Source organism: Pseudoclavibacter sp. 8L, from assembly GCF_902506465.1.
GTDB lineage: Bacteria > Actinomycetota > Actinomycetes > Actinomycetales > Microbacteriaceae > Pseudoclavibacter.
In genome coordinates this window covers 913,394-936,795 of sequence record NZ_LR733186.1, presented here as the reverse complement: position 1 = coordinate 936,795, position 23,402 = coordinate 913,394, and the positions used below count along the sequence as shown (strand labels likewise).

The 23,402-nt window shown below is 69.9% G+C and carries 18 protein-coding genes and 1 tRNA gene; 13 read left to right on the top strand and 6 right to left on the bottom strand.

The genetic code is table 11. The annotated features are described in order from the left end of the window. Nucleotides 1-63 precede the first annotated feature (63 nt). Entirely contained in the window at nt 64-1,854 is a 1,791-nt protein-coding gene (locus GV007_RS11155) for an HNH endonuclease signature motif containing protein (RefSeq protein WP_160072591.1), read from the top strand. Between the two features lie 228 nt (nt 1,855-2,082). On the opposite strand, the gene GV007_RS11150 is transcribed toward GV007_RS11155, so the two are convergent. The 3 genes from GV007_RS11150 to yczR all read right to left on the bottom strand — a co-directional run bounded on the left by GV007_RS11150 (nt 2,083) and on the right by yczR (nt 4,607). Further along, nucleotides 2,083-2,220, bottom strand: a complete 138-nt coding sequence (locus GV007_RS11150) for a hypothetical protein (RefSeq protein WP_160072589.1) — start codon at nt 2,218-2,220, stop codon at nt 2,083-2,085. 107 nt (nt 2,221-2,327) lie between these two features. After that, nucleotides 2,328-3,137, bottom strand: coding sequence for a Cof-type HAD-IIB family hydrolase (locus tag GV007_RS11145; RefSeq protein WP_160072587.1), 810 nt, complete (start codon nt 3,135-3,137; stop codon nt 2,328-2,330). Nucleotides 3,138-3,140: 3 nt separating this feature from the next. Further along, complete coding sequence (yczR, locus tag GV007_RS11140; RefSeq protein ID WP_160072585.1) at nt 3,141-4,607, bottom strand: MocR-like transcription factor YczR; 1,467 nt, start codon at nt 4,605-4,607, stop codon at nt 3,141-3,143. Nucleotides 4,608-4,705: 98 nt separating this feature from the next. Here yczR and GV007_RS11135 point away from each other — a divergent pair, with 98 nt between their 5' ends. Beyond that, the gene (locus GV007_RS11135; RefSeq protein ID WP_160072583.1) at nt 4,706-4,852 is read left to right on the top strand and encodes a hypothetical protein; all 147 of its coding nucleotides are present in this window, start codon (nt 4,706-4,708) and stop codon (nt 4,850-4,852) included. A 186-nt stretch (nt 4,853-5,038) separates the two neighbouring features. Here GV007_RS11135 and GV007_RS11130 read toward each other — a convergent pair whose 3' ends face one another. Together GV007_RS11130 and GV007_RS11125 are read right to left on the bottom strand one after the other, a co-directional pair. After that, the gene (locus GV007_RS11130; protein ID WP_160072581.1) at nt 5,039-5,362 is read right to left on the bottom strand and encodes a branched-chain amino acid transporter permease; all 324 of its coding nucleotides are present in this window, start codon (nt 5,360-5,362) and stop codon (nt 5,039-5,041) included. Further along, nucleotides 5,355-6,170, bottom strand: a complete 816-nt coding sequence (locus tag GV007_RS11125; protein ID WP_160072579.1) for an AzlC family ABC transporter permease — start codon at nt 6,168-6,170, stop codon at nt 5,355-5,357. The genes GV007_RS11130 and GV007_RS11125 overlap by 8 nt, the downstream gene beginning before the upstream one ends. Nucleotides 6,171-6,249: 79 nt before the next feature. On the opposite strand from GV007_RS11125, the gene GV007_RS11120 reads away from it, so the two are divergent. The 4 genes from GV007_RS11120 (at nt 6,250) to GV007_RS11105 (ending at nt 9,307) form a co-directional block, all read left to right on the top strand. Further along, nucleotides 6,250-6,684 carry an Lrp/AsnC family transcriptional regulator gene (locus GV007_RS11120; RefSeq protein ID WP_104330679.1) on the top strand — a complete coding sequence of 145 codons (435 nt, stop codon included), beginning with the start codon at nt 6,250-6,252 and terminating at the stop codon, nt 6,682-6,684. After that, entirely contained in the window at nt 6,681-7,901 is a 1,221-nt protein-coding gene (locus GV007_RS11115; RefSeq protein ID WP_160072577.1) for an MFS transporter, read from the top strand. Before GV007_RS11120 ends, GV007_RS11115 begins: the two co-directional genes overlap by 4 nt. Nucleotides 7,902-8,075: 174 nt before the next feature. Then, nucleotides 8,076-8,957, top strand: coding sequence for an SDR family oxidoreductase (locus GV007_RS11110; protein ID WP_160072575.1), 882 nt, complete (start codon nt 8,076-8,078; stop codon nt 8,955-8,957). 68 nt (nt 8,958-9,025) lie between these two features. Beyond that, nucleotides 9,026-9,307: a DUF7218 family protein gene (locus GV007_RS11105; protein ID WP_160072573.1), complete on the top strand. Its 282-nt coding sequence runs from the start codon at nt 9,026-9,028 to the stop codon at nt 9,305-9,307. A gap of 161 nt (nt 9,308-9,468) precedes the next feature. Here GV007_RS11105 and GV007_RS11100 read toward each other — a convergent pair whose 3' ends face one another. Then, complete coding sequence (locus GV007_RS11100; RefSeq protein ID WP_160072571.1) at nt 9,469-10,131, bottom strand: MBL fold metallo-hydrolase; 663 nt, start codon at nt 10,129-10,131, stop codon at nt 9,469-9,471. 265 nt (nt 10,132-10,396) lie between these two features. Between GV007_RS11100 and GV007_RS11095 the strand changes: the two genes are divergently transcribed. The 7 genes from GV007_RS11095 (at nt 10,397) to GV007_RS11065 (ending at nt 23,333) form a co-directional block, all read left to right on the top strand. Further along, nucleotides 10,397-10,472 (top strand) — tRNA-Glu (locus GV007_RS11095). A gap of 294 nt (nt 10,473-10,766) precedes the next feature. After that, entirely contained in the window at nt 10,767-12,527 is a 1,761-nt protein-coding gene (locus GV007_RS11090; RefSeq protein ID WP_160072569.1) for an ABC-F family ATP-binding cassette domain-containing protein, read from the top strand. Nucleotides 12,528-12,659: 132 nt separating this feature from the next. After that, nucleotides 12,660-13,550 (top strand): PP2C family protein-serine/threonine phosphatase, encoded by an 891-nt coding sequence (locus GV007_RS11085; RefSeq protein WP_236558475.1) that lies wholly within the window; start codon nt 12,660-12,662, stop codon nt 13,548-13,550. Nucleotides 13,551-13,552: 2 nt separating this feature from the next. After that, the gene (locus GV007_RS19220) at nt 13,553-15,268 is read left to right on the top strand and encodes an FHA domain-containing protein (protein ID WP_236558473.1); all 1,716 of its coding nucleotides are present in this window, start codon (nt 13,553-13,555) and stop codon (nt 15,266-15,268) included. A gap of 2 nt (nt 15,269-15,270) precedes the next feature. Continuing rightward, nucleotides 15,271-17,022 (top strand): serine/threonine-protein kinase, encoded by a 1,752-nt coding sequence (locus GV007_RS11075; RefSeq protein ID WP_160072565.1) that lies wholly within the window; start codon nt 15,271-15,273, stop codon nt 17,020-17,022. A 26-nt stretch (nt 17,023-17,048) separates the two neighbouring features. Continuing rightward, nucleotides 17,049-17,840, top strand: a complete 792-nt coding sequence (locus GV007_RS11070) for a hypothetical protein (RefSeq protein ID WP_228502829.1) — start codon at nt 17,049-17,051, stop codon at nt 17,838-17,840. A gap of 147 nt (nt 17,841-17,987) precedes the next feature. Further along, a complete protein-coding gene (locus GV007_RS11065; protein ID WP_160072563.1) occupies nt 17,988-23,333 on the top strand; it encodes an Ig-like domain-containing protein in 5,346 nt (1,781 codons plus the stop codon). The last annotated feature ends 69 nt before the right edge of the window (nt 23,334-23,402 follow it).

Here is a 23,402-nt window from a genome sequence, read left to right as displayed (position 1 = left end):
GTCCTGATATAGATTTTGGTTCGGTCCAGTGCTAGTCTGATGGTGATCTTGGGGGAGGTTACCGTGGCATCGCAGGCTCAGCAGGAGACGCATCGTGAGTCGCCAGGCGAGTCGCCAGGCGAGTCGTCAGGGCAGTCGTCAAGGCAGTCCTCAGGCGAGACGGCTGTCGTGGACGCGCTCCTCGAGGCGCGGTGCCCGCTGACGGGTCTCCCGGACGCTGAGATCGTCGTCGTGCTCCGTGAGCTCGCGGCTCGCCGACGAGTGCTGGATGCCGCTCTGGTGGAGGTCGCGGGCGAGCTGCTGCGGCGTGAAGACGAGTCGCCGAGAGCGGAGACGGTTGCGCGGAAGTTCGGTTTCCGGAACCTCCCGGCGATGGTCGAGCAGGTGCTCGCTGTGAAGCCCTTCGAGGCGAAGACCCTCGTGCAGCTCGCAGGGGTGACGAGAGAGCGGATGAGTGCCACAGGCGAGCCGATCCCGCCGAGATACGCGGAAGTATCGAAGGCGGTGGGTTCCGGAGTCATGTCGCTGGCGCAGGCATCGGCAATCACGAAGGGGCTCGACCGCACCGGCAACCGGGTGGATGTCGACGAGCTCGCGCGCGCCGAGATCGAGCTCGTGGCGTCCGCGTGCGGCCTGAATCCAGAAGATGAACAGCCGGCGGTGCCGAAGGTGCTCGAGGTGCAGGCCGCGACCTGGGTGTCCTACCTCGACCCCGACGGCGACGAGCCGCGCGCCGACAAGATCGCCGAGGAGCGCGGGCTCTGGATCTCGCGTCGCGCCGATGGTGCCATCACCGGCAAATTCGTCGCGATGCCCGAGCAGGGCGAGCAGCTGATCTCAGTCTTCGACGCCCTCCTCTCTCCGCGTCGAACTGTGGAGTTCCCGGCCGCGTCCGAGTGTGGGGAACCACTCGCCCCAGCGCTCGGACCCGACGAGCTCCCGTCCGGTGCAGGCCGCACCGACGGTACTTGCGGGGCTGACGACGGTGCTCCCGGTGGTGACGACGGTGCTGCCGGTGCTGCCGACCGCGACGCCGGTGCTGACGGTGCTGACGACGGTGCTGACGGTGCTGACGGTGCTGACGACCGCGACGACGGTGCTGACGGTGCTGCCGGTGCTCGTGGGCGTGAAGATGACGGTCACAACGACGGCGACGTCGGTGAGGACGAGATCGTTGACCTCCCGCTGGTCCACCCGCGCTCGATCGAGCAGCAGCGCATCGACGCGCTCACGATGATCGTCCGCGCCTACGCCGAGTCACCGGACGCGCCCCGCACCGGCGGCGAGGCACCCACGATCGTCATCGTGGCCACGACAGCCGGTGTCAACGGCACAGCAACGCGCCCCGAAGACGTGCCCCACCTCGAGCGCACCGGAGAACCGATCCCGCCAAGCGTCGCCGCGCAGATCATGTGCGACGGACTCATCCGCATCGCGATCACCGACACCAACGGCGAGATCCTCGACCTCGGCCGCAAGCAACGCCTCTTCACCACAGCCCAACGCCGGGCGATCGCGACCCGCGACCGGCAATGCCGCGCACCCGGATGCAGCGCACCAGTCCGCTGGTGCGAAGTGCACCACGCGCTGCCCTGGAGCGAAGGCGGACCAACCGACGCGAAAGACGGCATCCTGCTGTGCTCCTTCCACCACCACGAAGTGCACCGCGAGAGGCTCACCCTGACTCGCAGCAGCAATGGGCGCTGGCACGTCGTGCCCGCGCTCGGGCAGCATGTCCCTCCCAGAGCCGGACGCCGCCGCGGATACCCGCCACCGGCAGCCACCTCCCGGGCGGCCACCTCCCGCGCCGACGATTCTCAGGCCGCCCGTCCACGGGTCAACCGAAGACCCTGAGACCGCCACGACGGCTGTCGCGGAGAGGCACAGTCTGAGTCGGGGAGACACCGCCTGGCCCGGAGAGGCGCGACCCGGCTCAGAGGGCCCCGCTACGGCGCGCAAACGCGAAAGTGCCGCCGAGGTCACGAAGACCAGGGCGGCACCGGTTGCTCACCAAGCCCTCTCAATCGAGAGAGCGCAGCACTGCATTGAGGGCTGCGCTGACAGCTGCGATGAGAGTTGCGACTAGAGCTGCGGCTGACGAGTGTTGTACCCGAAGCGCGTGGGGCGCTGCGCGTACCCATCCTTGCGGACGGCGCGAACAGTCTCCGCCGCGAAGGCGACAACCGCCACAACCCCGATACCAAGAGCAAGAAGTTCCATGAGTCCACCTCCGTGATCTGCCGGCAGGCGCCGGATACTGCAATCCAATCGGAGACGCCCGGGCGTGTCGCGGTCCACCCGAAGGTCAGTGGACTGGTCGCGCCAGGTCAACCCGCGCTTCCGGCGAGCCAATCCTCGAGGAACACCGCGACACCGTCATCGGTGTTGCTCGGAATCATCGACTCCACCACCGCGAGCGCCTCCGGGCGGGCATTCGCAACGGCGATCGGGTGGCCGACGACCTCGAAGGCCGGCAGGTCGTTGAAGTTGTCGCCGAAGTAGTAGAGGTCCTCCCGCGCCACCCCCAGCAGGTCAGCGACCGCGAGCAGGCCCGTGCCCTTCGAGCACGCTGCGTTCGCGATCTCCAGGTACGTGTCCTTCGACCGGTACGTCACGACGCCCGAACGGTCCGCGAGGGCCGCCTCCAGCGCATCGACCAGGGCAGGGTCACCCATGCACATCACCTTGTGCGGCGGCGTCACATCCACGCCGCCCGAGGCGACGAACTCCAACGTCGACGCGGGCTCCGGGAACACCCACGTGTGGGTGCGCTCCCGGTCCGTCCACTCATCCTCACCCCACGCGTACCAGTGCTCGCCGGCGAAGAAGCTCGCGTGCAAGCCGCTCGCCTCGCAGTGATCGGCGATGAAGCGCGCATCTGCGGACGCGATGGGAACGTCATGCCGCACCTCGCCGTCGCCCGACAGCACCAAGCCGCCGTTGAAGGCCACAAGCGGCGAGCCGATGCCGCCGTACAGGCGCTCGAGCACCCGCATCGACTCCGGGGGCCTGGACGAGCACAGCACGAAGTGATGACCGGCCGCCCGCACCGCCTCGATCGCCGCGATCGTCCGTGGGGAGAGCGTGCGCTGAGCGCTGAGCAGCGTGCCGTCGATGTCGCTGAGGAAGAGAACCATGGACTACACCATCTCAGGCAGACGCGTATCCGCCATTGATCGCACGTCGCGCGCCGAGAGTTGCGCCCAGGATTCGGCGAGGATCCGCGTGCCCGCCTCCAGATCGGCGACCGGCGCCGTGAACGGCACCCGAAGGAACCGCTCGAGGCTCCCATCGATGGAGAACTTCGGACCAGCGACCAGGGCCAGGCCGCGCGCCTCCGACAGGGACGTCATCGCGGAGCTCGCCGGCTGCGCGAGGTGCACCCACATCGACAGCCCACCGTCGGGCCACGGCACGTGCCACTCCGGCAGGTGGAGGCTCAACGCGGCGTGCAAGGCGTCACGGTGCAGGCGCATCTGCTCGCGGCGTCGGGGCAGCAGCTCTGGGAGTGCCCGCACGACACGCTCCGCGAGGAGCTGCTCGATCTGCGGCGTCCCCAGATCACCAGCCGGACGCGCCTGCACGAAGCGACGGATCAGAGCTGCGTCGGCGCGGATCCAGCCGATGCGCAGGCCGGCCCAGGCCGCCTTGCTCAGAGAGCCGACCGTCACGACCCCCGAGCCGGAGAACGGGGACGCGCCGCGCGCGTGACGAGCGAACGGGCCGTCATCCCACGGCCGGTCGATCGACAGGTCCGCGGTCGTCTCGTCCACGACGAGGATCGTGCCGGCCGCCCGAGCGGCCTCCGTGACCCGCACCCGGTCTTCCGGCCGCATCGACGCACCCGTCGGGTTGTGGAAGTCGGGGATGAGGTACGCGAGGGCGGGGCGCATCCGCTCGATCGTCTCGATGAGGTGCTCGATCTCCCAGCCGCCAGTGGTCACCGGAGTCGCGATGAGTCGAGCACCCGCGCGGCGCATCGCCTCGTAGGCGTGCGGATACGTGGGCGACTCCACCAGGACGAGATCCGAGCGCGTGAGGAGCGTGTGGGCCGTCAGCGAGATCGCGTGCTGGGCGCCCATCGTCACGATGATCTGGTCGGGCGTCGTCGGCAGCCCGCGCGCCGTGTAGCGCTCGGCGATCGCCGAGCGCAGCGACAGGGTGCCGAGGAGATCGAACCCGGGGGCGCCGAGCGCAAGCGGCATCGAGCTCGCGGCGTCGGCGATGATCTCGGCAAGCCCCTCGACGGGCGGCGGCACTGCGCGGGCGAAATCGACCCCGAAGTTCTCCCCCTCGCCACTCGGGCGGTGGTCCTGCCTGCCGAGGCGGGGGAGCGTCACCCGGCTCCCCGAACCCTGCCGGCTCAGCACATGCCCGCTGTCGCGCAGCGACTGGTAGGCGGCCACGATCGTCGTGCGACTGCGCCCGGACTGCACAGCCAGCTCGCGCTCCGAGGGCAGGCGCGTCCCGACCGGAATGCGCCCATCGACGATCAACAGGCGGATGCGCTCGGCGAGAGCCTCGTAGGCGGACGAGTCGTCACGAAGCTCACCAGCCAAGGAGAGCAGCGTGCGTGCGGAAATGCGAGAACCAGATGTCGACTCCATGGGTCCAGTATGCGCCAAGTGGACCGCGACGGCCAGGCCAATATGGCGATTGGATGTGCTTATCCGCAGCACTTGTCGATCGTCACGGAGGTGGCCCCATGGAACTCATCACGCTCATCATCACAGGAATCGTCGTCGCCACCATCGTCGTCGCCGGAGTGACCGCGACCCTCGTCGTCATGCTCAAGGACGGCTACGGGCACCGCGCATTCCAGTCCAGTTACGACACTCGCCAGCCGAGGTAGCGAGCGCCGACCTCGGAGTGCTCGCTCGAGCGAGCCCGGCTCGAAGGGGTCACCAGAGGCCAGGAGGGGGCATAAGGGCTAGAAAGGCGCCAGGCGAGGCCAGGAGGGGCTCGGAGAAACGGGAAGGGTCCCGGAGGAACGGCACGGGGCCCGGAAAAGCTGGAAGACGCTCAAAGCTGGAAGACGCTAGAAGAGGTTGACGAGCACGACGAAGGTCGCCGTGCCGAGCCCGACGCTGAGGAGCGTCCTGCGCCCCAAGCCCAGGTGCACGCCCACCGTCACGGCGAGCGCGAGCGCGGCCCACAGTGCCGTGCGCGGCTCGCTCGCGAAGTCGCTGAAGGTGACGGCGGCGAGGATCGCGAGGATTCCCGCGGGCATCCAGACCGAGAGTCGCTGAACCGTCTTGGAGTCGCGAAGCGGCTTGAGTGCGACGAACGGTAGGGCGCGGAGCCCGAACGTGATGCCGCCGCACACCGCGAGTGCGCCCACGAACCACCAGACGTCAAACATCGCGCACCGATGCCTCCGTGCGGTCCCGCCTCGCGGCGAAGAGCGCGCGCACCGCGAGCGAGACGGCGAAGAGGATGAGCGCCGCGAAGAGGGGTGCCCCTGGCACGAAGAGCAGCCCGAAGGAGACGCTCAGGCCGGCGATGAGGAGCGACGGCACGTCGTCACGGGAACGGATCGCGTCGAGAGCGAGCACCGTGAAGAGCGCGCACAGCGAGAACTCGAGGCCCTTGATCTCGCCGGGGAGAACGCTCGCGAGCGCCACCCCGAGCAGGCCCCCGAAGACCCAGTACGTCTGCAGGGCGAGCTGCAGGGTCAGCAGCCGCGTCGCGGATCGCTGCTCGCGGGGGATGGGCGTGACGATCGCGTAGGCCTCGTCGGTCATCGCCCAGATCGAGTAGAGGCGCGTGAGCCGGCCACGCACCAGGTGCAGGGGGAACGAGAACGCGTAGAACACGTGCCGGAAGTTGACGAAGAACGTGGTGAGGGCCATCGTCGCGATGGGGGTGCCCGCGGCGATGAGCCCGACGAGCAGCAGCTCGATCGAACCCGCGTACACGAACACCGACAGAGACGGGGCGACCCACCAGGGCAGGCCTGCCTGCAGGACCAGCACGCCGAACGCCACGCCAAGCGGCACCACTCCGAGCCCCGCCGCGAGCGAGTCGCTCAGTCCGGCTCGGATGCGCTCCCCGCGAGTCGCCGGGACTCTGGCGGGCGCTCCCGCGGCTGAGTCCGCGGCTGTGCCCGCATGGGGCGCTGCGGATCCCGGCGGGCGGGCGCCGCGCGCTTCTGGATCTGCGGTGGTCATGCGGAGATCTTGGCACGGAAGCCGCGCATTCCGAGAGCGGATGCGTGCCTCCCAGTGCCATATTCGGCAATAATCAAGTGTGGACACCATCGATCGCGCAATCGTGCGCGAACTGCAGGGAAACGCCAGACTGACGAACGCTGAACTCGCGCAGCGCGTGGGGCTCACCCCGGCGCCCTGCCTGCGTCGAGTTCGCCGCCTCGAGGAGGATGGGGTCCTTCTCGGCTACCACGCCGAGGTGAACCCCGACAGGGTCGGACGCGCCTTCAAGGTGCTCATCGACGTCGACCTCACGAGCCAGGCGCACACCACGGTGGAGGCGTTCGAGTCGCAGGCCGTCGAGCTCGACGAGGTCACCGAGGTTCGCCGCATGTTCGGCTCGCCCGACTACGCCATCCGCGTCGAGGTGGCCGACCTCGAGAGCTTCGAGAAGCTGCTCCGCGAGAAGATGTGGCGACTCCCCGGCGTCCACCGGGTGACCTCGCACTTCACGATGAAGGTGCTCAAGGGATGACCGAGCCGACGGCCGCGCCTGCCGAGCGTGACAGGCGGTCGTGGCTCGCCGCCGCGCCTGCCGTGCTCATGATGGCGTGGGGTGGCAACCAGTTCACCCCGCTCCTGCTGCTCTACCGGAAGGTCGAGGGCTACTCCGCCCTGCAGGTCGACCTGTTCTTCGGCGCGTACATCATCGGGCTGATTCCCGGGTTCCTCATCGCCGGCTCCCTCTCCGACCGCTTCGGGAGAAAGCCCCTCATGGTGGTCTCCGTGGCCCTGAGCGTGGCCGCCGCGGTCGTCCTCGCCCTCGGCAGCGCGAGCCCCACCGCCATGATGATCGGGCGCCTCCTCTCCGGCGTCTCCGTGGCCGTCGCGATGGTCGTCGGAACCACGTGGATCCGCGAGCTCTCGACGGGCACCGTGCCGCCAGCCGTCACCGCCAGACGCGCATCCCTCACCATCACGGCGGGCTTCCTTCTCGGCGCGGTCGCCGCCGGAGTGCTCGCCCAGTGGGCCCCGTGGCCCACGATCACGCCCTACGTGGTGCAGCTCGTTCTGACGAGCGTCGCGGCCGTCGCGCTGGCTCGCGGCGTCGAGACCGCTGGCGATCGATCTCACCCGCAGGGAAGGGAGCATGAGCGTCGCCCGCTGGTGGATGTGGTCATCGCGCCCGAGCATCGTCGGCGCTTCTTCACCGTCGTGGTGCCCATGGCGCCGTGGGTGTTCGCGGCTCCGGCGCTGGCCTTCGCCGTGTCGCCCGCGATCGTCGTCGAGCGGCTCGGGGGCCTCGAGATCGCCTTCGCAGCGCTCCTCACGCTCGTGTCGCTCACCGTCGGCTTCCTCATTCAGCCGAGCGTGCCCCGAATCGCCGCCCGCGTCGGCGGGGCCTCTGGTTCGGTGGGGCTCGGGCTCCTCGCCATCGGCACCCTCCTCGTCGCCGCCAACGTCGCCGTCCAGTCGCCGCTCGTCGCCTGCGCCGCCGGCGTGCTCCTCGGCGGTGCCTATGGCGTCTGCATGCTCACGGGGCTCGTCGAGGTGCAGGCGATGGCCGGCGGCCGCAACCTCGCGGGACTCACCGGCCTCTACTACGCGCTCACCTACATCGGCTTCGCGCTACCCGCCATCCTCTCCGCCCTCGCCCCGACCTTCGGCATGCTCCCGCTCCTCGTCGCGGTGGCGGTCCTGGCTTGCGGATGCGCGGCGCTCGTCGCGTTCGGGGTGCGGCGCACGCGGTAGCCGCGCGGCAACCTGGGGCATGCGCCGCGGAGGAAGCTGAGAGCGCATGCACCCGCTGGTCAGTGAATGCCCACGTTCGGTCCATAGCGTTGATTCGGTCTTGGCCGGGGGTGCACCTCGTCATGAGAGCCTCCCGCCAGTCACGACGCACAACCGACCCCACGGAGGCGCACGATGACCGCACTCACCGACCCCCGCACCCTCTTCCGCGAAGGCGGATTCCCCGGCCAGGGGCAGCAGCAGCCCGGACTCACGGGCGAGACCACGCCGGCCCCCGACCACGGCGAGCGGAGCTACACCGGCCACGGCAGGCTCAAGGGGCGCCGCGCGCTCATCACCGGGGGAGACTCCGGGATCGGCCGCGCCGTCGCCATCGCCTACGCCCGGGAGGGCGCCAAGGTCGCGATCTCGTACCTGCCCGAGGAGGAAGCCGACGCGCAGGAGACGGCGCGCCTCATCAACGAGGCGGGGGAGACCGGCCTCCTCCTGCCGGGTGACCTGCGCAACGAGCAGTACTGCGCCGAGATCGTCCACGCGACCGTCGCCGCCTTCGGAGGCATTGACCTGCTGGTCCTCAACGCCGCCTACCAGCGTGACCGCACGAGCATCGGCGACACCCCGACCGACGAGATCAGGCGCGTGATCGCGACGAACCTCGAGGCGCCCATCTACACGCTCCGAGCAGCGGAGTCGCACCTCCCGCCCGGCGCCTCCGTCATCTTCTCCTCGTCGGTGCAGGGGTACGAGCCGAGCGAGGGGCTCTTCGACTACGCCATGACGAAGGCGGCCCTCGTCTCGCTCACCGAGTCCATGGCCAAGGAGTTCGGGCCGAAGGGCGTGCGCGTCAACGCCGTCGCCCCCGGTCCTGTCTGGACGCCGCTCATCCCGGCTACCGGGTGGGACGAGGAGAAGCTCGCGAGCTTCGGGCAGGACACGCCACTCGGGCGCGCCGGTCAGCCCGCCGAGCTCGCAGGCGCCTACGTCTACCTCGCGTCCGACGACGCCAGTTACACAACGGGCGCCATCATCGCCGTCACCGGCGGCAAGAACCTCTGAGCGGGCACCGCGATCGAGCGGGCACGAGCACAGGGCGAGCGTCAGCTCACGAGCGAGAGGAGCAGCCGATGGCCAAGAAGAAATCCGGCGCCGACAGCCAGCCGAGCTTGAAGGATGAGGAGCTCTACGAGAAGCTGCGCGACGAGGGCAACTCGAAGCAGAAAGCCGCCAGGATCTCGAACGCAGCCGCCCGGAAGGGGCGAAGCGAGGTCGGCAAGAAGGGCGGGGAAGCCGGCTCCTACGAGGATTGGACCGTCGACGAGCTGCGGAAGCGGGCCAGGGAGCTCGAGCTGACCGGGTACTCCGGCAAGCGCAAGAGCGAGCTCATCGACCTGCTCCGCGAGCATTGACCTGCTCCGCGATCACTGACGTGCTCCGCGAGCACTGACCTGCTCCGCGAGCGCTGACGTTGGCCCGCCAGGTGGCCCGGCCAGGGTTGCCCGGGTGGCCCGGCTCGGCCGCCCGGTCAGGCCAGCTGGCACGCCAGCGTCAGCGTCAGCGCGGCCGGGCGTCAGTCGAGCTCGAGTGTCTCGAACGGCTGCAGGTCGATGAGGTTCGCACCGACCCGATCGGCGGATTCGCGCAGACGCGTGACCGCGAGCGTCTTGCCGACCTTGGCCAGCAGCATCTCGTGCACGGGCAGCACTCGCTTGGGGCGCACGCGCTCGACGTAGTCCATCGACTCGGCGAGGCGCATCCACGGCGCGTTCGCGCAGACCGCGAGCACATCGATGTCGACTCCCTCCGGCGCGACGTAGGCATCGCCGCCGTAGTAGAGGGCGCCGCGTTCCACGAGCACGCCAATGTTCTCGATGCGGGGGATCGAGCTGTGGATGATGGCATGCTCGCCGCCGAAGAACTGCAGGTCGAACCCCCCGACCAGCACCGATTCCCCGGCAGCGACATCGATGACCTCGCCGATGTCGGGGAGGTCTGCCGCGATGATCTTCTCCGCAGCGGACGGCGTCGTGAAGATGGGCGTCCGCGGATTCCGAGACAGGATGCGCGTCAGCTGCTCCGGCGTCCAGTGGTCGTCGTGCTCGTGCGTGATGACGATGGCGACCGTCCCGGCTGCCTCCGTGATCGGGGTCGTGAACTTGCCCGGATCGATGAAGAGACGCGAGCCGCTCTTCTCGATCGAGAGTGCGGAGTGCTCGAGCTTGGTGAGGCGCATGTTCCCCCTTGATGGCAGCGGCCCCGTGCAGGCCCAGACGAAGTGCAACGCTAGCAACTCGTGACTGACGGACTCCTCGACGGGTGGCCCGTTCCATGGGGCATCGACCGGCAGTGCGGCCGGCAGTGCGGCCCGCCGCGCGGCTGGCGCGTGGCAGGGAGCGTGGCCGGCGTCGTGGCCCGGAATGGCGGGCGACGCGCCGACTCTGAAAACCCGATTTGCTTTGCCGTTCCCCGGTGTGCCAGAATATCCGAGTTGCCAAAACGGTCCCATCGTTTAGCGGCCTAGGACACCGCCCTCTCACGGCGGCAGCGCGGGTTCGAATCCCGCTGGGATCACCAACACAAGCCCGGTTCGAGAATTATCTCGCACCGGGCTTCGTGCATTCCGGCCGAGCTCTGTGTGCTTCACCGGGTCTATGTGCTTCACCGGCGCTGTGTGCTTCACCGGGCTCTGCGTACTTCAGTCGGTTTTCGGCGTCCGGTGCTAAAGTCTCTGCGTTCTTGTCCCCGAAGATTGGCAGGCCGGTGAAGATCCTCGACGCCCCCGCACCGCACTCCGTGCGCTGACGCCCGTCGAACCCACCTCCTGAGGCTCCCGGTGTCAGTGCGCGCACTGAACTTTCAGGGAGCACCGTGTCTCAGCCGACACCGAAGAACAACCACCCACTCTCGTTCGACCACCTCAGCCTGAGCTGGCCGGACGGGTCCCCGGCCATCGATGCGCTCACCGGGGCCTTCCCGCCCGGCCGAACCGGCCTCGTGGGCCGAAACGGCAGCGGCAAGTCGACGCTGCTGCGCCTGCTCGCGGGAGAACTGGTGCCGACGGGAGGCGCGGTCCGAGCTGATGCGGACGTGGCCTACCTGCCGCAGCAGCTGACCCTCGACACGGAGCTTCCCGTCACCGCGCTCCTCGGCGTCGATCGCAAGATCGCCGCCCTCCGCGCCATCGAGGGCGGCTCTGTCGACCCCGCCGACTACGACGTGCTCGGTGACGACTGGGACATCGAGACGCTCGCCGCGGCCGAGCTGCGCGGCATCGGGCTCGACGAGGAGATGCTCACCCGCACCCTCGGCGGCCTCTCCGGCGGCGAGGCGATGCTCGTCGCCATCGCCGGGCTCCGCCTCGGCAGGTCCCCCATCGTGCTGCTGGACGAGCCGAGCAACAATCTCGACCGGGATGCGCGGCATCGCCTCGCGGCGCTCGTCGAATCGTGGCGAGGCACGCTGGTCATCGCAAGCCACGACGAGGAGCTGCTCGAGCACGTCGACCAGATCGCCGAGTTGAGAGGCGGTGCGCTGGCGGTGACGGGCGGCGGGTACAGCGCCTACCTGCTGCAGCTCGAACGCGAGCAGGCGGCGGCCGCGCAGGCGCTCCGATCCGCGGAGAGCGCCCTGAGATCGGAGCAGCGCGATCGCCGCGACGCTGAGGTGAAGATCGCGAGCAGCCTCCGCGCGGGGAAGAAGGCCCAGGCCAACAAGCGCGCGCCGAAGATCCTCCTCAACGGGCAGAAGGCGCGAGCCCAGGTCTCGGCCGGGAGGCTCCGGAGCCAGCACGACTCGCGCCTCGCGGGGGCCGAGGCGGCCGTGGAGCTCGCCGAAGGGCGAGTTCGGGACGACGCGAGCATCCGCATCCACCTCCCGGACCCGGATGTCGCGACCTCCCGCCGCCTCGTGACGCTCGAGCTGGGGGCGCGCGCTGACCCCGCGCGCGCCGAACCGACGGAGCCCGGACCGTCGCACGCCGATCCTGCGCGGCCCGATCCCGCGCGGCCCGAGGCCGCGGGGCGGCTGGTCATCATGGGCCCGGAGCGCATCGCGCTGACGGGTCCGAACGGCTCCGGAAAGACGACGCTCCTCGACGCGGTCGCCGCGTCGGCGCGGTCGCTCGGCGGTGCCGGCGGTAGTGGCGGTGGCGGTGCCGGTGCCGGCGGCGAGCGCATCGAGACCCGAGGGGGAGCGTGGGTCACGGCGTCCACGGGCCGAGTCGGATACCTGCGCCAGCGCCTCGACGGGCTGGACGACGCCGCGAGCGTCCTCGAGAACGTGCAGCGCTCCGCCCCCGAGACCGCCGCCCAGGAGCTCCGCGCCCAGCTCGCGCGGTTCCTGCTGCGAGGCGCCGTCGTCGACAGGCCCGTCTCCTCGCTCTCAGGCGGCGAGCGCTTCCGGGTCTCTCTCGTGCGCCTGCTGCTCGCCACCCCGCCCGCGCAGCTCCTGCTGTTCGACGAACCCACCAACAACCTCGACCGGGAGTCGACGGCGCAGCTCGTCGACGCGCTACGCGACTACCGTGGCGCGCTGCTCGTCGTGAGCCACGATGAGCGCTTCCTGGGACGGCTCGGCGTGACGCGCCGCATCCGCCTCGACCGGCTCGGCACGATCCTGGACGGGGTGTGAGAGTCCGACGGTGTCGCGGGCCGGTCTCGCAGCAGCGCCCCCGCAATGCCACAATGGACGCACGCGCGATCTACGCGTACAAGGTGTGCCTTCGGGGCAGGCCACCCGGGCAGAGTTCCAGAGGTGCTATTTGTGAATACTGAACTGGCTTCGTCGTACGCACGCGCGGAGGAAGCCGTCGCGCTGCGCGTGAGCGCCGCCAGCGACGTCGGAAGCGTGCGCCAGGTGAACGAGGACTCCGTCCTGGCGCGCATGCCCGTCTTCTTCGTCGCCGACGGAATGGGCGGTCACGCCTACGGCGACCGCGCGAGCCAGACCGTCGTCGCGACCTTCGACGAGGAGTTCCAGGTCGAGGAGCCGGCGACCCCGGACCGCGTGCTGCGCACCATCGACCGCGCCAATCGGGCCGTCCAGGACCTCGTGACCGAAGCCGACGGGCCAGGCGCCGTGGCGGGAACCACGCTGTCCGGCATCGCCCTCGTCGACCTCGCCGACCTCGGCGCCGAGCTGCTGCACTGGATGATCTTCAACGTCGGCGACTCCCGCGTGTACGGCTGGAACGGTCGCGCGCTCGTGCAGGTGACCGTCGACCACTCCGCCGTGCAGGAGATGGTCGCCATGGGCCTCATCTCGGCAGCGGATGCGCTCATCCACCCCGACCGGAACGTCATCACGCGCGCGGTCGGCTCCGAGAGCGACGTCGAGGCCGACATCTGGCTCATGCCCGTGCACGGCCATCAGGTCTTCCTCGTCTGCTCGGACGGACTCACGAAGGAGCTCAGCGACGAGCAGATCTCGCAGGTCATGCTCGAGTACCACTCCGATCCGGAACCGGAGCTGACCCTCGCGGAGACGCTCGTGCAGACGGCCGTCGAAGTCGGCGGACGAGACAACGTGAGCGTCGTCGTCATCGACTCCGAGTACGCGAACGCCGACCAGGCATCGGCGACCCCGCCCGTCACGACGGGGCCGATCGCCGCCCCGGCCCCCGACGACACCTTCGAAGACACGACGCCGAGGTAACCATGACCGAGGCACCCCACGAGGTCGAGGTAGAAGCTCCGGTGGTCTTCCGCCAGCGTCGGCATGCCCTCCTCCTGGTGCGGCCGCCCGCCCCGTCGACCCCCGCGGAGTCGAGCCCCGCGGAGTCGACCCCCGCGGACCCGAGCCCCGAGCCTCGTGACGCCTGCGAGGGGACCGGGACCATCGGGGCCGCGCGCCTCGCGTTCGCCGACGGTGCCCTCTCGTTCGACAAGGTCTTCGCCGCCATCATCGGCACAGGACCGCTCAGCGAGGTCGCCCCGTTCGTCTACTTGACGCGCGAGGGGAACGGGCTGCGTGCCTTCGCGCGAGGCCCCCTGCGCGTCGAGGAGCTGCCGAGCGCACCGCACGTCGGCATCCGACCGGCCGTCATCAGCGCGGGGGAGGCATCGACGTGGGTCGAGGTGCTCCTGCCGTCGGCGCGAGGCGTCGAGGTCACGGTGGAGAACGATCGGCGGGGACTCGACCAGGTCCCGATCCAGCTGCTCTTCGCCGCCTGCGACGAGGAGATCTCCGAGACGCGTGCTCCCGTGGGCGTGGGATCGGAGACGGTCGTCGCCCCGGACCCGGATCTCGACACGCCGAACCTGCACTCGCGGGCCCTCGACTCGCTCGGCACCGACGGTCCGGACGCGGACCCGGCTTCAGGTCCAGACGGCGAAGAGAGCAGGCACATCGGCGACAGCGGGCACAGCAGCGACGCCATCTCCGAGGCGACCATCCTCGATCTGCCGCCCGAGGCCACGACGACACCCGGCTCCGACGACGACGTCGATGCGCCGCGACTCGACCGCGACGAGCTGCCGAACCTCGACCAGTCACCGATCCGTGACGTCCAGACCTTCCCCGTGCCGATCCTCGACCCGGACGTCACTGCGGATCAGGTTGGGGAGCACGATGGCCGCACGATCCTCAGCGCCGAGGCGAGCCGTATCCGACAGGAGGCCTCAGCGCGCAGCGCCGCCCGCCAGGAGTTCCACGAGGGCGGCGCCGAGCAGCCTGCGGCTCCTGCGGCCCCTGCGGCCCCTGCGGGCACCGAGGCGCTCCATGCTCCGGAGGCACTCGACGAGGTCGGGGAGCACGACGGCCTCACGATCGTCGGCGGCTCCCTCCGAGACCTCCGCGTCGACGATGCCCACCGCCACGAGTCCGCCGCACGCGGTGGGGACCTCGGCGACACCGTGCTCGTTCAGGCGATCTCCTCCGAGACGCGCCCGGAGGCGGACCTCGCCTCCCTCACCGCCCACGCCGCCGACCAGCGGCGGCAGCAGCACGCCGTCGACGTCCCGTCCGAGGCGTCAGCTGCGCCGAACCCGCCAGAGCAGCGCGCGGGCGGGGGAGAGGCGTCGTACATCGTCGAGCTGTCCACGGGAGCCACCGTCGACCTCTCGGGGCCGCTCGTGCTCGGAAGGGCGCCCAGCATGGGGGCGGAGCAGATAGGTGGCGTCCTCCCTCGCCACGTCAAGCTGACGGGCGCCACCGACATCTCACGCAACCACGTGCTCCTCACCGTCGAGGGCGGCGTCATCGTCGTCACCGACCTCCACTCCCGCAACGGGACCGACGTCGTCATGCCTGGGCGCGGCCCGCAGCGCCTGCGCGCGGGGGAGCCGACCGCGGTCATGCCGGACACGGTCATCGACCTCGGGAGCGGGGTCTTCCTCACTGTGCGGAACCTCGCCATGACAGCGAGGCGCTAGCCGTGGCAGGGCAGCGACGATCCCCAGCCGAGCCGCCCGAGATCCCTGGCTACCTCTACCGAAAGCACTTAGGTTCCGGCGGGTTCTCCGACGTCTTCCTCTACGAGCAGCAGTTCCCCAGGCGCCTCGTCGCCGTGAAGGTGCTCCTCGGCGGCGACGACCTCGGCGAGACCAGCAGGCAGGCGTTCATCGGCGAGGCCAATCTGATGGCGCAGATGTCGTCGCACCCGTACATCGTCACGATCTTCCAGGCGGATGTGGCGGGCGATGGGCGTCCCTACTTCGTCATGGAGTTCGCATCCGGGCTCAGCCTCTCGGAACGCTACAAGCGCGAGCAGATCCCCGTCGAGGAGGCGCTGCGCACGGGCGTGCGCATCTCGAGCGCCGTCGCGACGGCGCACACCGTCGGCATCCTGCACCGAGACGTGAAGCCAGCGAACATCCTCACGAACGACTTCGGCTGGCCCGCTCTCACCGACTTCGGCATCTCGTCAGCCGTCGACGACGAGCTCGCCGAGGCCGATGACCTCGTCGAGGCGCCCCCCGCCAGCGGCGGCGGCCTGTCCGTGCCCTGGTCGCCGCCCGAGATGTTCGAGGACGAGCCCAAGCCCGACGTGCGCAGCGAGGTGTTCTCGCTGGGCGCGACCATCTACTCGCTCATCGCCGGCCACACTCCCTTCGAGCGCCCCGGCGAGCGGAACACGACGCTCGACCTCATCTCCCGCATCGAGCGCGGCGCCATCTCGCCGATCCTCCGCGGCGACGTGCCCCGGTCGCTCGTGAGCGTCCTGCACAAGGCAATGGCCCGCAACCCTGCCCACCGGTACCAGAGCGCGGTCGAGTTCGCCTACGCGCTGCAGCGCGTCGAGCTGGAGCTCAACTACGCACCGACCGCGATCGACGTGCCCAACATGACGATCTCGGCGACGGCCGCGACCGGCGGCGGCGATGCGGACGCGACGAGCCTGCGGCCCGTCTCCCTCATCAATGCCCAGGTGCACGAGGGGGCCCGCGCCAGCAAGGCCGAGCTGACCTCGGCGCGCGCCGTGGTCAGGGTCGCGGCTCAGCAGTCTCGGGGCGGGTTCGCCGCGAGGTACGAGACGGCCAGCGGACCCCGCACCGGCAGGCGGCCCCGCGAGACGGAGCACACCGGAGGAGCGCCGAGCGACGACTCGGGTCCGACGACGGCTCGGCCCATCACGACCCCCGGTCGTGCGGACGCCGTGCCCGCCGCCCCTGCTCGGACGTTCGGAGCCTCATCCGGCAGCACCATCGACGCGCCCGCGTCGAGGGCAGACGAGCTTGCCCGCGAGCGCGCGGCGAACGCAGCCGCCTCCTCGAGGAAGCTCTCCAGGAACGGACTCGTCGGCGTCATCGCCGGAGGGCTCGTGCTCGTGATCGGCATCGTCGCGGCGATCTCCTGGATGCTCACCCCCGCAGACGAGGAGATCGGCCGTGCGACGACGACCCCCGTCTCCATCCAGTCCGGCGGCTTCCCCCCAGTGCTCGTCGCCCCCGTCGCCGTCCGCAGCCCCGACGGATCCGTCACCTTCTCCTGGTCGAACCCCGACCCGCAGCCGGGTGACGTCTACTACTGGAGACTCGGCGAGGGCAGCAAGGAAGGGGCGACGACAAGTGAGACCTCGGTCGTCGTTCCCAACGTGCAGGATGGCGCCGTGACGTGCATCGAGGTCGAGATCCGCCGCGGCGGGAAGGTCAGCTCCGAGCCGCTCGAAGTCTGCTATCCGCAATGACCTCGCCGATCCGCCATGATGGTGTCATGAGTGAGAGCAAGTACACCTCTGCCGCGGAAGCGAACGAGGCTCCGGAAGAGTCCATCGAGATTCCGGATTCCGATGAGCGAATCGTGAGCCAGGTGCCCCCGCTCGGGCCGCTTCGCGTCGAGTTCGTCGGCGAGTGGTACGAGTTGAACCCCGCGGACCCCTTCACGATCGGTCGAGACGCCGACCTCGTGATCGACGAGAACCCGTACCTGCACCGCCAGTTCCTGGTGCTCCAGGCGGAGTTCGGCATGTGGTGGCTCTCGAACGTGGGCTCCGTGCTCTCCGCGACGGTCACGGACGACTCCGGCCAGGTGCAGTCGTGGCTCTCGCCGGGCGCCAAGCTCCCGGTCGTGTTCCAGCACATGCAGGTCATGTTCACGGCGGGATCGACGACCTACGATTTCGCGATCCACTCCGCGTCCGACTTCTACAACACCTCGCACGTGAACATGTCGCCGTCCGGCAACACGACGCAGGCGGTCATCCACCTCACCGAGTCGCAGCGCGAGCTGATCCTCGCCCTCGCAGAAGATGTCCTGCGCAATGCCGTTCCAGGGCGCGGGGTCATCCCGAGCTCGGCAGACGCGGCGGCTCGCCTGGGCTGGACGCTCCCGACGTTCAACCGCAAGCTCGACAACGTGTGCGACAAGCTCGACAAGTTCGGAGTCTCCGGGCTGCGCGGCGGCCGCAGCAAGCTCGCCTCGAACCGGCGAGCGCGTCTCGTCGAGTACGCCATCTCGACTCGCCTGGTGACGCCGGACGACCTGGACACGCTCGACCGGCGCTGACGGCACTCGGCGGGCAGACGCACGCCGTCGCTCTCGCCGGGGCACGGGCAGCACTCCCTGTCGCGCTGGCATCGAGTCCTCGTGCACAATGAAGTCTCGTGCGCTCCGAGGTGAGGCACTGACGAGCTCTGCTGGGGGTGGGTACGCATGCGCCGAACAGCGCCGACCCCGCGAAGCCGCCGGCAGCTCGCGATGGCGCTTGTCATGGCGCTCCTCATCGGCACGCCCCTTCTCTTCGCCCTCCTCCACGAGGGCTTCCCCGCGGCCGAGGTCGAGCTGGAGAGCAGCGACGTCTGGGTGTCGAACAGCTCGGACCTCCGAGCAGGCCGGCTCAACGCGCAGATCCAGGAGCTCGACGCGAGCGTGAGCCTCGTGACGGCGGATGTCGGCATCCTGCAGGACGGCGACACCGTCTTCCTACATGACCAGACCAGCGGCTCGCTCGGCCGCGTCGACCCGGCGCTCACCGACCTGCGTGAGAGCATCCTGACGCCCGCGGGCAGTCGCAGCTCCTACGGGGGTGGCGTCCTGGCGCTCCTCGACCCGGCCACGGGACGGCTCTGGCTCATCGACGCCACGCAGCCGCTCGCGTTCGACGCCGCGACCGCGGAGCCGGTGGCGGAGCTCGGCGCCGACGCCCAGGTCCTCGTGACCTCGCTCGGCACGGTGCTCGCCGTCGCACCGGAGCAGCAGCAGATCCTGCGCATGGAGGGCATCGGCGGCGAGCAGCTCTGGGAGCCGCTCGCGGGAGCCCCCGTCGACTACGAGCTCACTGCCGTCGGCGAGCAGCCGGTGGTGTTCGACACCGCCGCACATGCGCTCCTCATCGACGGGCAGGCCCGTGAGGTGCCGGAGAGCGCGCTGCGCGTGCAGCTCCAGAGCGCGGCGTCCCCCGAGGTGGTGCTCGCGACCGGCGACGGCATCCTGCGCGTGCCGCTCGGCGGTGGCGAGGCCGCTGCGGCCCCGGCGGGCATCGACGGCTCGCTGGCAAGCGCCCAGGGCACGGCGCGCCCCGCCGTGGTCGCGGGGTGCGCGCACGCCGCCTGGGCGCAGGCCGCCGTCACGATGATCGCGTGCGGTGACGAGCAGCCGAGCGTGCAGTCCATGTCGACGCCGCCCCTCGGCGAGCTCCTGTACCGCGTCAACCGCAACGTCGTCGCGCTCAACGACGTCGCCACGGGCCAGGTGTGGCTGCCGCAGCAGAACATGCGCCTTGTCGAGAACTGGAACGAGCTCGTCCCGCCCGAGGACACCGACGGCACGGAGGGCGAGAACGAGGCCACCGAGGAATCGTTCGAGGCGACCCTCGCCGAGCGAGGCGAGGAGAACACCCCGCCCGAGCTCGTCGATGACTCCTACGGGGTCCGTGCCGGTTCGACCGCCTACCTCACGGTCCTCGACAACGACTCGGACGTCGACGGCGACATCCTCACGATCACCGGTCTCTCCGCAGACCCGCCGCCATCGTTCGGCGAGCTGCGCGTCATCGACGACGGCCGGGCCCTGCAGTTCCGCGCCACGGAGGGAGCATCGGGCGAGCAGACGCTCACGTACACGGCCTCTGACGGCAGGCCGGGAGGCGTGGCGGAGGCACGGGTCACGATCCGCATCCAGCCGGCCGATGCGGAGAACCAGGCCCCGACGACGAACCGCACGAGCGCCGTGGCGGTCGAGGCTGGCCAGAAGATCTCCTACAACGTGATGCCCGACTGGACGGACCCGGAGGGCGACCCCGTCTTCCTCCAGGGCGCCACCGCTCCCGTCGGCGACGCCGTCAGCTTCACGCCGGACGGACGCATCACCTTCACCGCCGTCAGCGCAGAGCTGGGGGAGCGGGTCGTGCCGTACCTGGTCTCGGACGGGACCGCGCAGGTGGCCGGCGAGCTGCGCATCCGCGTCGAGGCGCCCGGCACGCTCGGGCCGATCGGCACGCCGGACTTCGCGCGCGGAGTCATCGGCGACTCCATCACGGCGCAGCCGCTCGTGAACGACCTCTCTCCCAACGGTCAGGCGCTCGAGCTCGTCGAGATCGCTGAACTCGGCACCAACACGGGAGGCGCGAGCTTCAACCCCGACCTCGGCACCGTCACCTTCACCTCGGCGAGCGCCATGACCGCCTACGTGCAGTACACGGTCTCGGCGGGGGCGGCCACGTCGGTCGGCATCATCCGCTTCGACGTCGAGGAGCCCGTCGAGGGCGCGGCGCAGGTGACCGCGGTGCGCGACCTCGCCTACCTCCGCCCTGGCCAATCGAACGTCGTGAACGTGCTCGGCAACGACGTGTCCACCGGAACGGGCGTGCTGTCCGTGCAGAGCGTGGAGACCACCGACGATGCCCGCAGAGCAGGCCTCGCCGTCGAACTCATCGACAACACGATCGTGCGCCTCTCTTCGCAGTCCGCGATCCAGCAGTCCATCGAGCTCCCGTACACGATCACCGACGGCGCATCGACGTCGGTTGGCTACATCGTCGTCGTCCCGGTCGAGCCCGCCGTGACGCACGAGCCGCCCGTCGCCGTCGACGACACGAGGCGCGTGCGCGCCGGCGACTACACGAGCGTCTCCGTGCTCGAGAACGACTCCCACCCCGACGAGGCGCAGATGTCCCTCTCGCCCGCCCTCAGCACCGTGCAGGTCGGAGACGGCTACGCCTTCGTATCCGGCGACGACGTCCGCCTCCAGGCCCCGTCCGAGCCCGGCACCTACTCGCTCGGCTACACCGTCGTCGACGAGCACGGCGAGCAGGCGGGGGCGACCGTGTCCTTCCAGGTGACGGCGCCCGACGAGTCGAGCAACCGGCCGCCGGCACCCGGCGTCGACACCGCCAGGGTCTTCGAGGGCGCGAGCGTGCGCATCGAGGTGCCGCTCGACGGCATCGACCCAGACGGCGACTCGGTCGAGCTCACGCAGCTCGTCGACGTTCCGACGCTGGGCTCAGTGAGCGAGGTCACGCAGACCTCCTTCGTCTACGAGGCGTTCCCTGGAGCCACGGGCACCGACGTGCTGCGGTACGAGGTCGTCGACGGGTACGGCCAGCGCGCCGAGGGCACGATCAGGGTCGGAGTCGTCGCCCGTCCCGCCGCGACAGCGCCCCCGATCGCGGTCGACGACAACGTGCGCGCCAAGCCGGGCCTGCGCATCGCGGTCCCCGTGCTGAAGAACGACTCCGACCCGAACGGCTACACGCTCGAGCTCGTGCCCGAGCTCGTCGGCGTCGACCCGAGCCTCGAGGCCGAGGTCGACGGCGACTCCGTCATCATCACGGTGCCGAGCGACGGGGAGTCCATCTCCGTTCCGTACACGATCGTCAACGGCCAGGGTGGGCAGGACGCCGCCTTCATCCACGTCACGATCAACGCGGATGCGCCCACGCTTCCTCCGACGGCGGTCGACCACGTGGTGCGCCTCGACGACTTCGCTGGCGCCGAGACGCTCAGCATCGACGTGCGAGACGGCGCCACCAACCCGGGCGGGAGAGTCAGCGAGCTCGCGGTCGACCTCGCGGGGGCCGGCGCGGGAGCCGCGACCGTCGAGGACGACGGACGGGTCACGGTCTCGCTCAGCGACGTCCGGCAGATCGTCGTCTACCGGCTCACCGCCGAGGATACGGGGCTCACCGCGGCGGGCTTCATCATGGTGCCAGCCCTCATCACGGAGGAATCCAAGCGCCAGTCGCCGTTCCTCATTCCTGACCTCCCCGCCCAGAAGGCGAAGGTCGGCGAGTCGATCTCGTGGGACGTCAACGACCTCGTGCGTGCCCCGTCCGGCAACCGCGTCTCGCTCATCAACCCCGAGCAGGTGTGGGCCGAGCAGGCCGACGGCAGCCCGCTCGTGGAGAGCGACACCAGGCTGAAGTTCACCCCGAAGCCCGGCTTCCGCGGGCCGGCATCCATCACCTTCCAAGTCTCAGATGCGGAGAGCGCCGACGACCAGAACGCCGGCATCGCGACCATCCGCGTTCCGATCACGGTCGGCGACCCCGACTTCTACGACGTCGCACCGACCTTCGTCGCACCCCAGCTCACCGTCGAGCAGGGCACCGAGCAGAGCTTCGACCTCCGCACCGCCACCGGCCACCCGAACAAGGACGTCGTTCCCCAGGTGGAGTTCTCGAAGCTCACGGGCGGCACGGGCGAGCTGCAATCGAGTCTCGACGGCAGCACCGTCAAGGTCGCCGCTGGGGTGGACGCGAAGGTCGGTACCGTCGCCAAGTACACGGTCACCTACACGTTCCGCGACTTCGTGCAGACCGGAACCGTCACGGTGACCGTCGTCTCCACCTCCAAGCCGCTGCCGCGCGCCGTTCCGGACGAGCAACTCGCCCGCCGCAACGGGCCCGTCATGGTGGACGTCACCGCCAACGACTTCAACCCGTTCCCCGAGTCCCCGCTGACGCTCATCTCCGCGAGCGAGGTCGCGGGCTCCGCCACCGAAGCGACCGTCTCGCTCGTCGACGGGCAGCTGCGAGTGGCGCCGGCGACGAACTTCATCGGCACCATCACCATCAGCTACCGCATCGGAGACCAGACGGGCGACCCGCTCCGGGAGACGACCGGGCTCGCGACCGTCGAGGTCCAGGACGTCCCAGGCGCCCCGAGCGATGTGTCGCTCAAGAAGGGCGGCGCCCTGGGGACGCTCGCCGTGAACTGGTCTGGCGCCGTCTCCAACGGGCCGGAGATCACCGGGTACGAGGTGACGCTCACGGGCGGCGGTGCGGTCTTCACCAAGACGACGGCCGGCGACGTCTACGGCGTCACGTTCACGGAAGATGACGGCCTCGTCCTTGGCAATGACTACACGGCGACGGTCCGCGCCCTGAACTCCCTCGGCTACGGGCTTCCCGCGAGCTCGACCAGCGCCAAGCCCATCAACCTCCCGCGGGCCCCGCAGGATCTGAAGGTCGCTGACGGCCAGACTCCGCCGGGGGAGCTCACCGGCACCCTCACGGCGGAGTGGGCTGAACCGACTGCGAGCGGTGGTGGTCTCAGCGGCTACGACGTGACCGTGCAGGTCGGCGCGCAGTCGCCGACCACCACGAGCGTGCCCGCGACGCAGCTCTCGTTCGCCATCACGGGCATCCAGGTGCCGAAGTTCTCCTCCACGCCCGTGAAGGTCTCGGTCGCCGCGAAGAACGAGGCCGGTGTCTCCACCTCGACGGACCCCGTTATCGGCAACCTGAACTACACGGCGCGCATGAGCGTCGAGGTCATCGGCGGCAAGAAGGTCTCTGGCAAGCCCGACGAGGTCCGCAGCTTCGTCATCAAGGGCCAGGACTTCTCCGACGCGCCCTACACCGTCGAGTGCTACAGCAAGGCGAAGTCCGGGGAGGACAAGCTCGTCGGCACGCAGACGAACGTGAGCGGGGCCGCGATCAACGGCGAGTCGGGCACTGTGCTCGAGAAGTGCCAGGGCAGCGGTGGCGGGTACTCGGTGGTCGTGTACCTGAACGGTGCGGAGGTCGCCAGAAGCAAGAAGCCCCTCGACTCGTGGTAGCAACGATGTCGGTGGTCGAGCAGACAATCGAGAGAGCCGGCGCGCACGAGCGTCGCGAAGAGGAGCCAG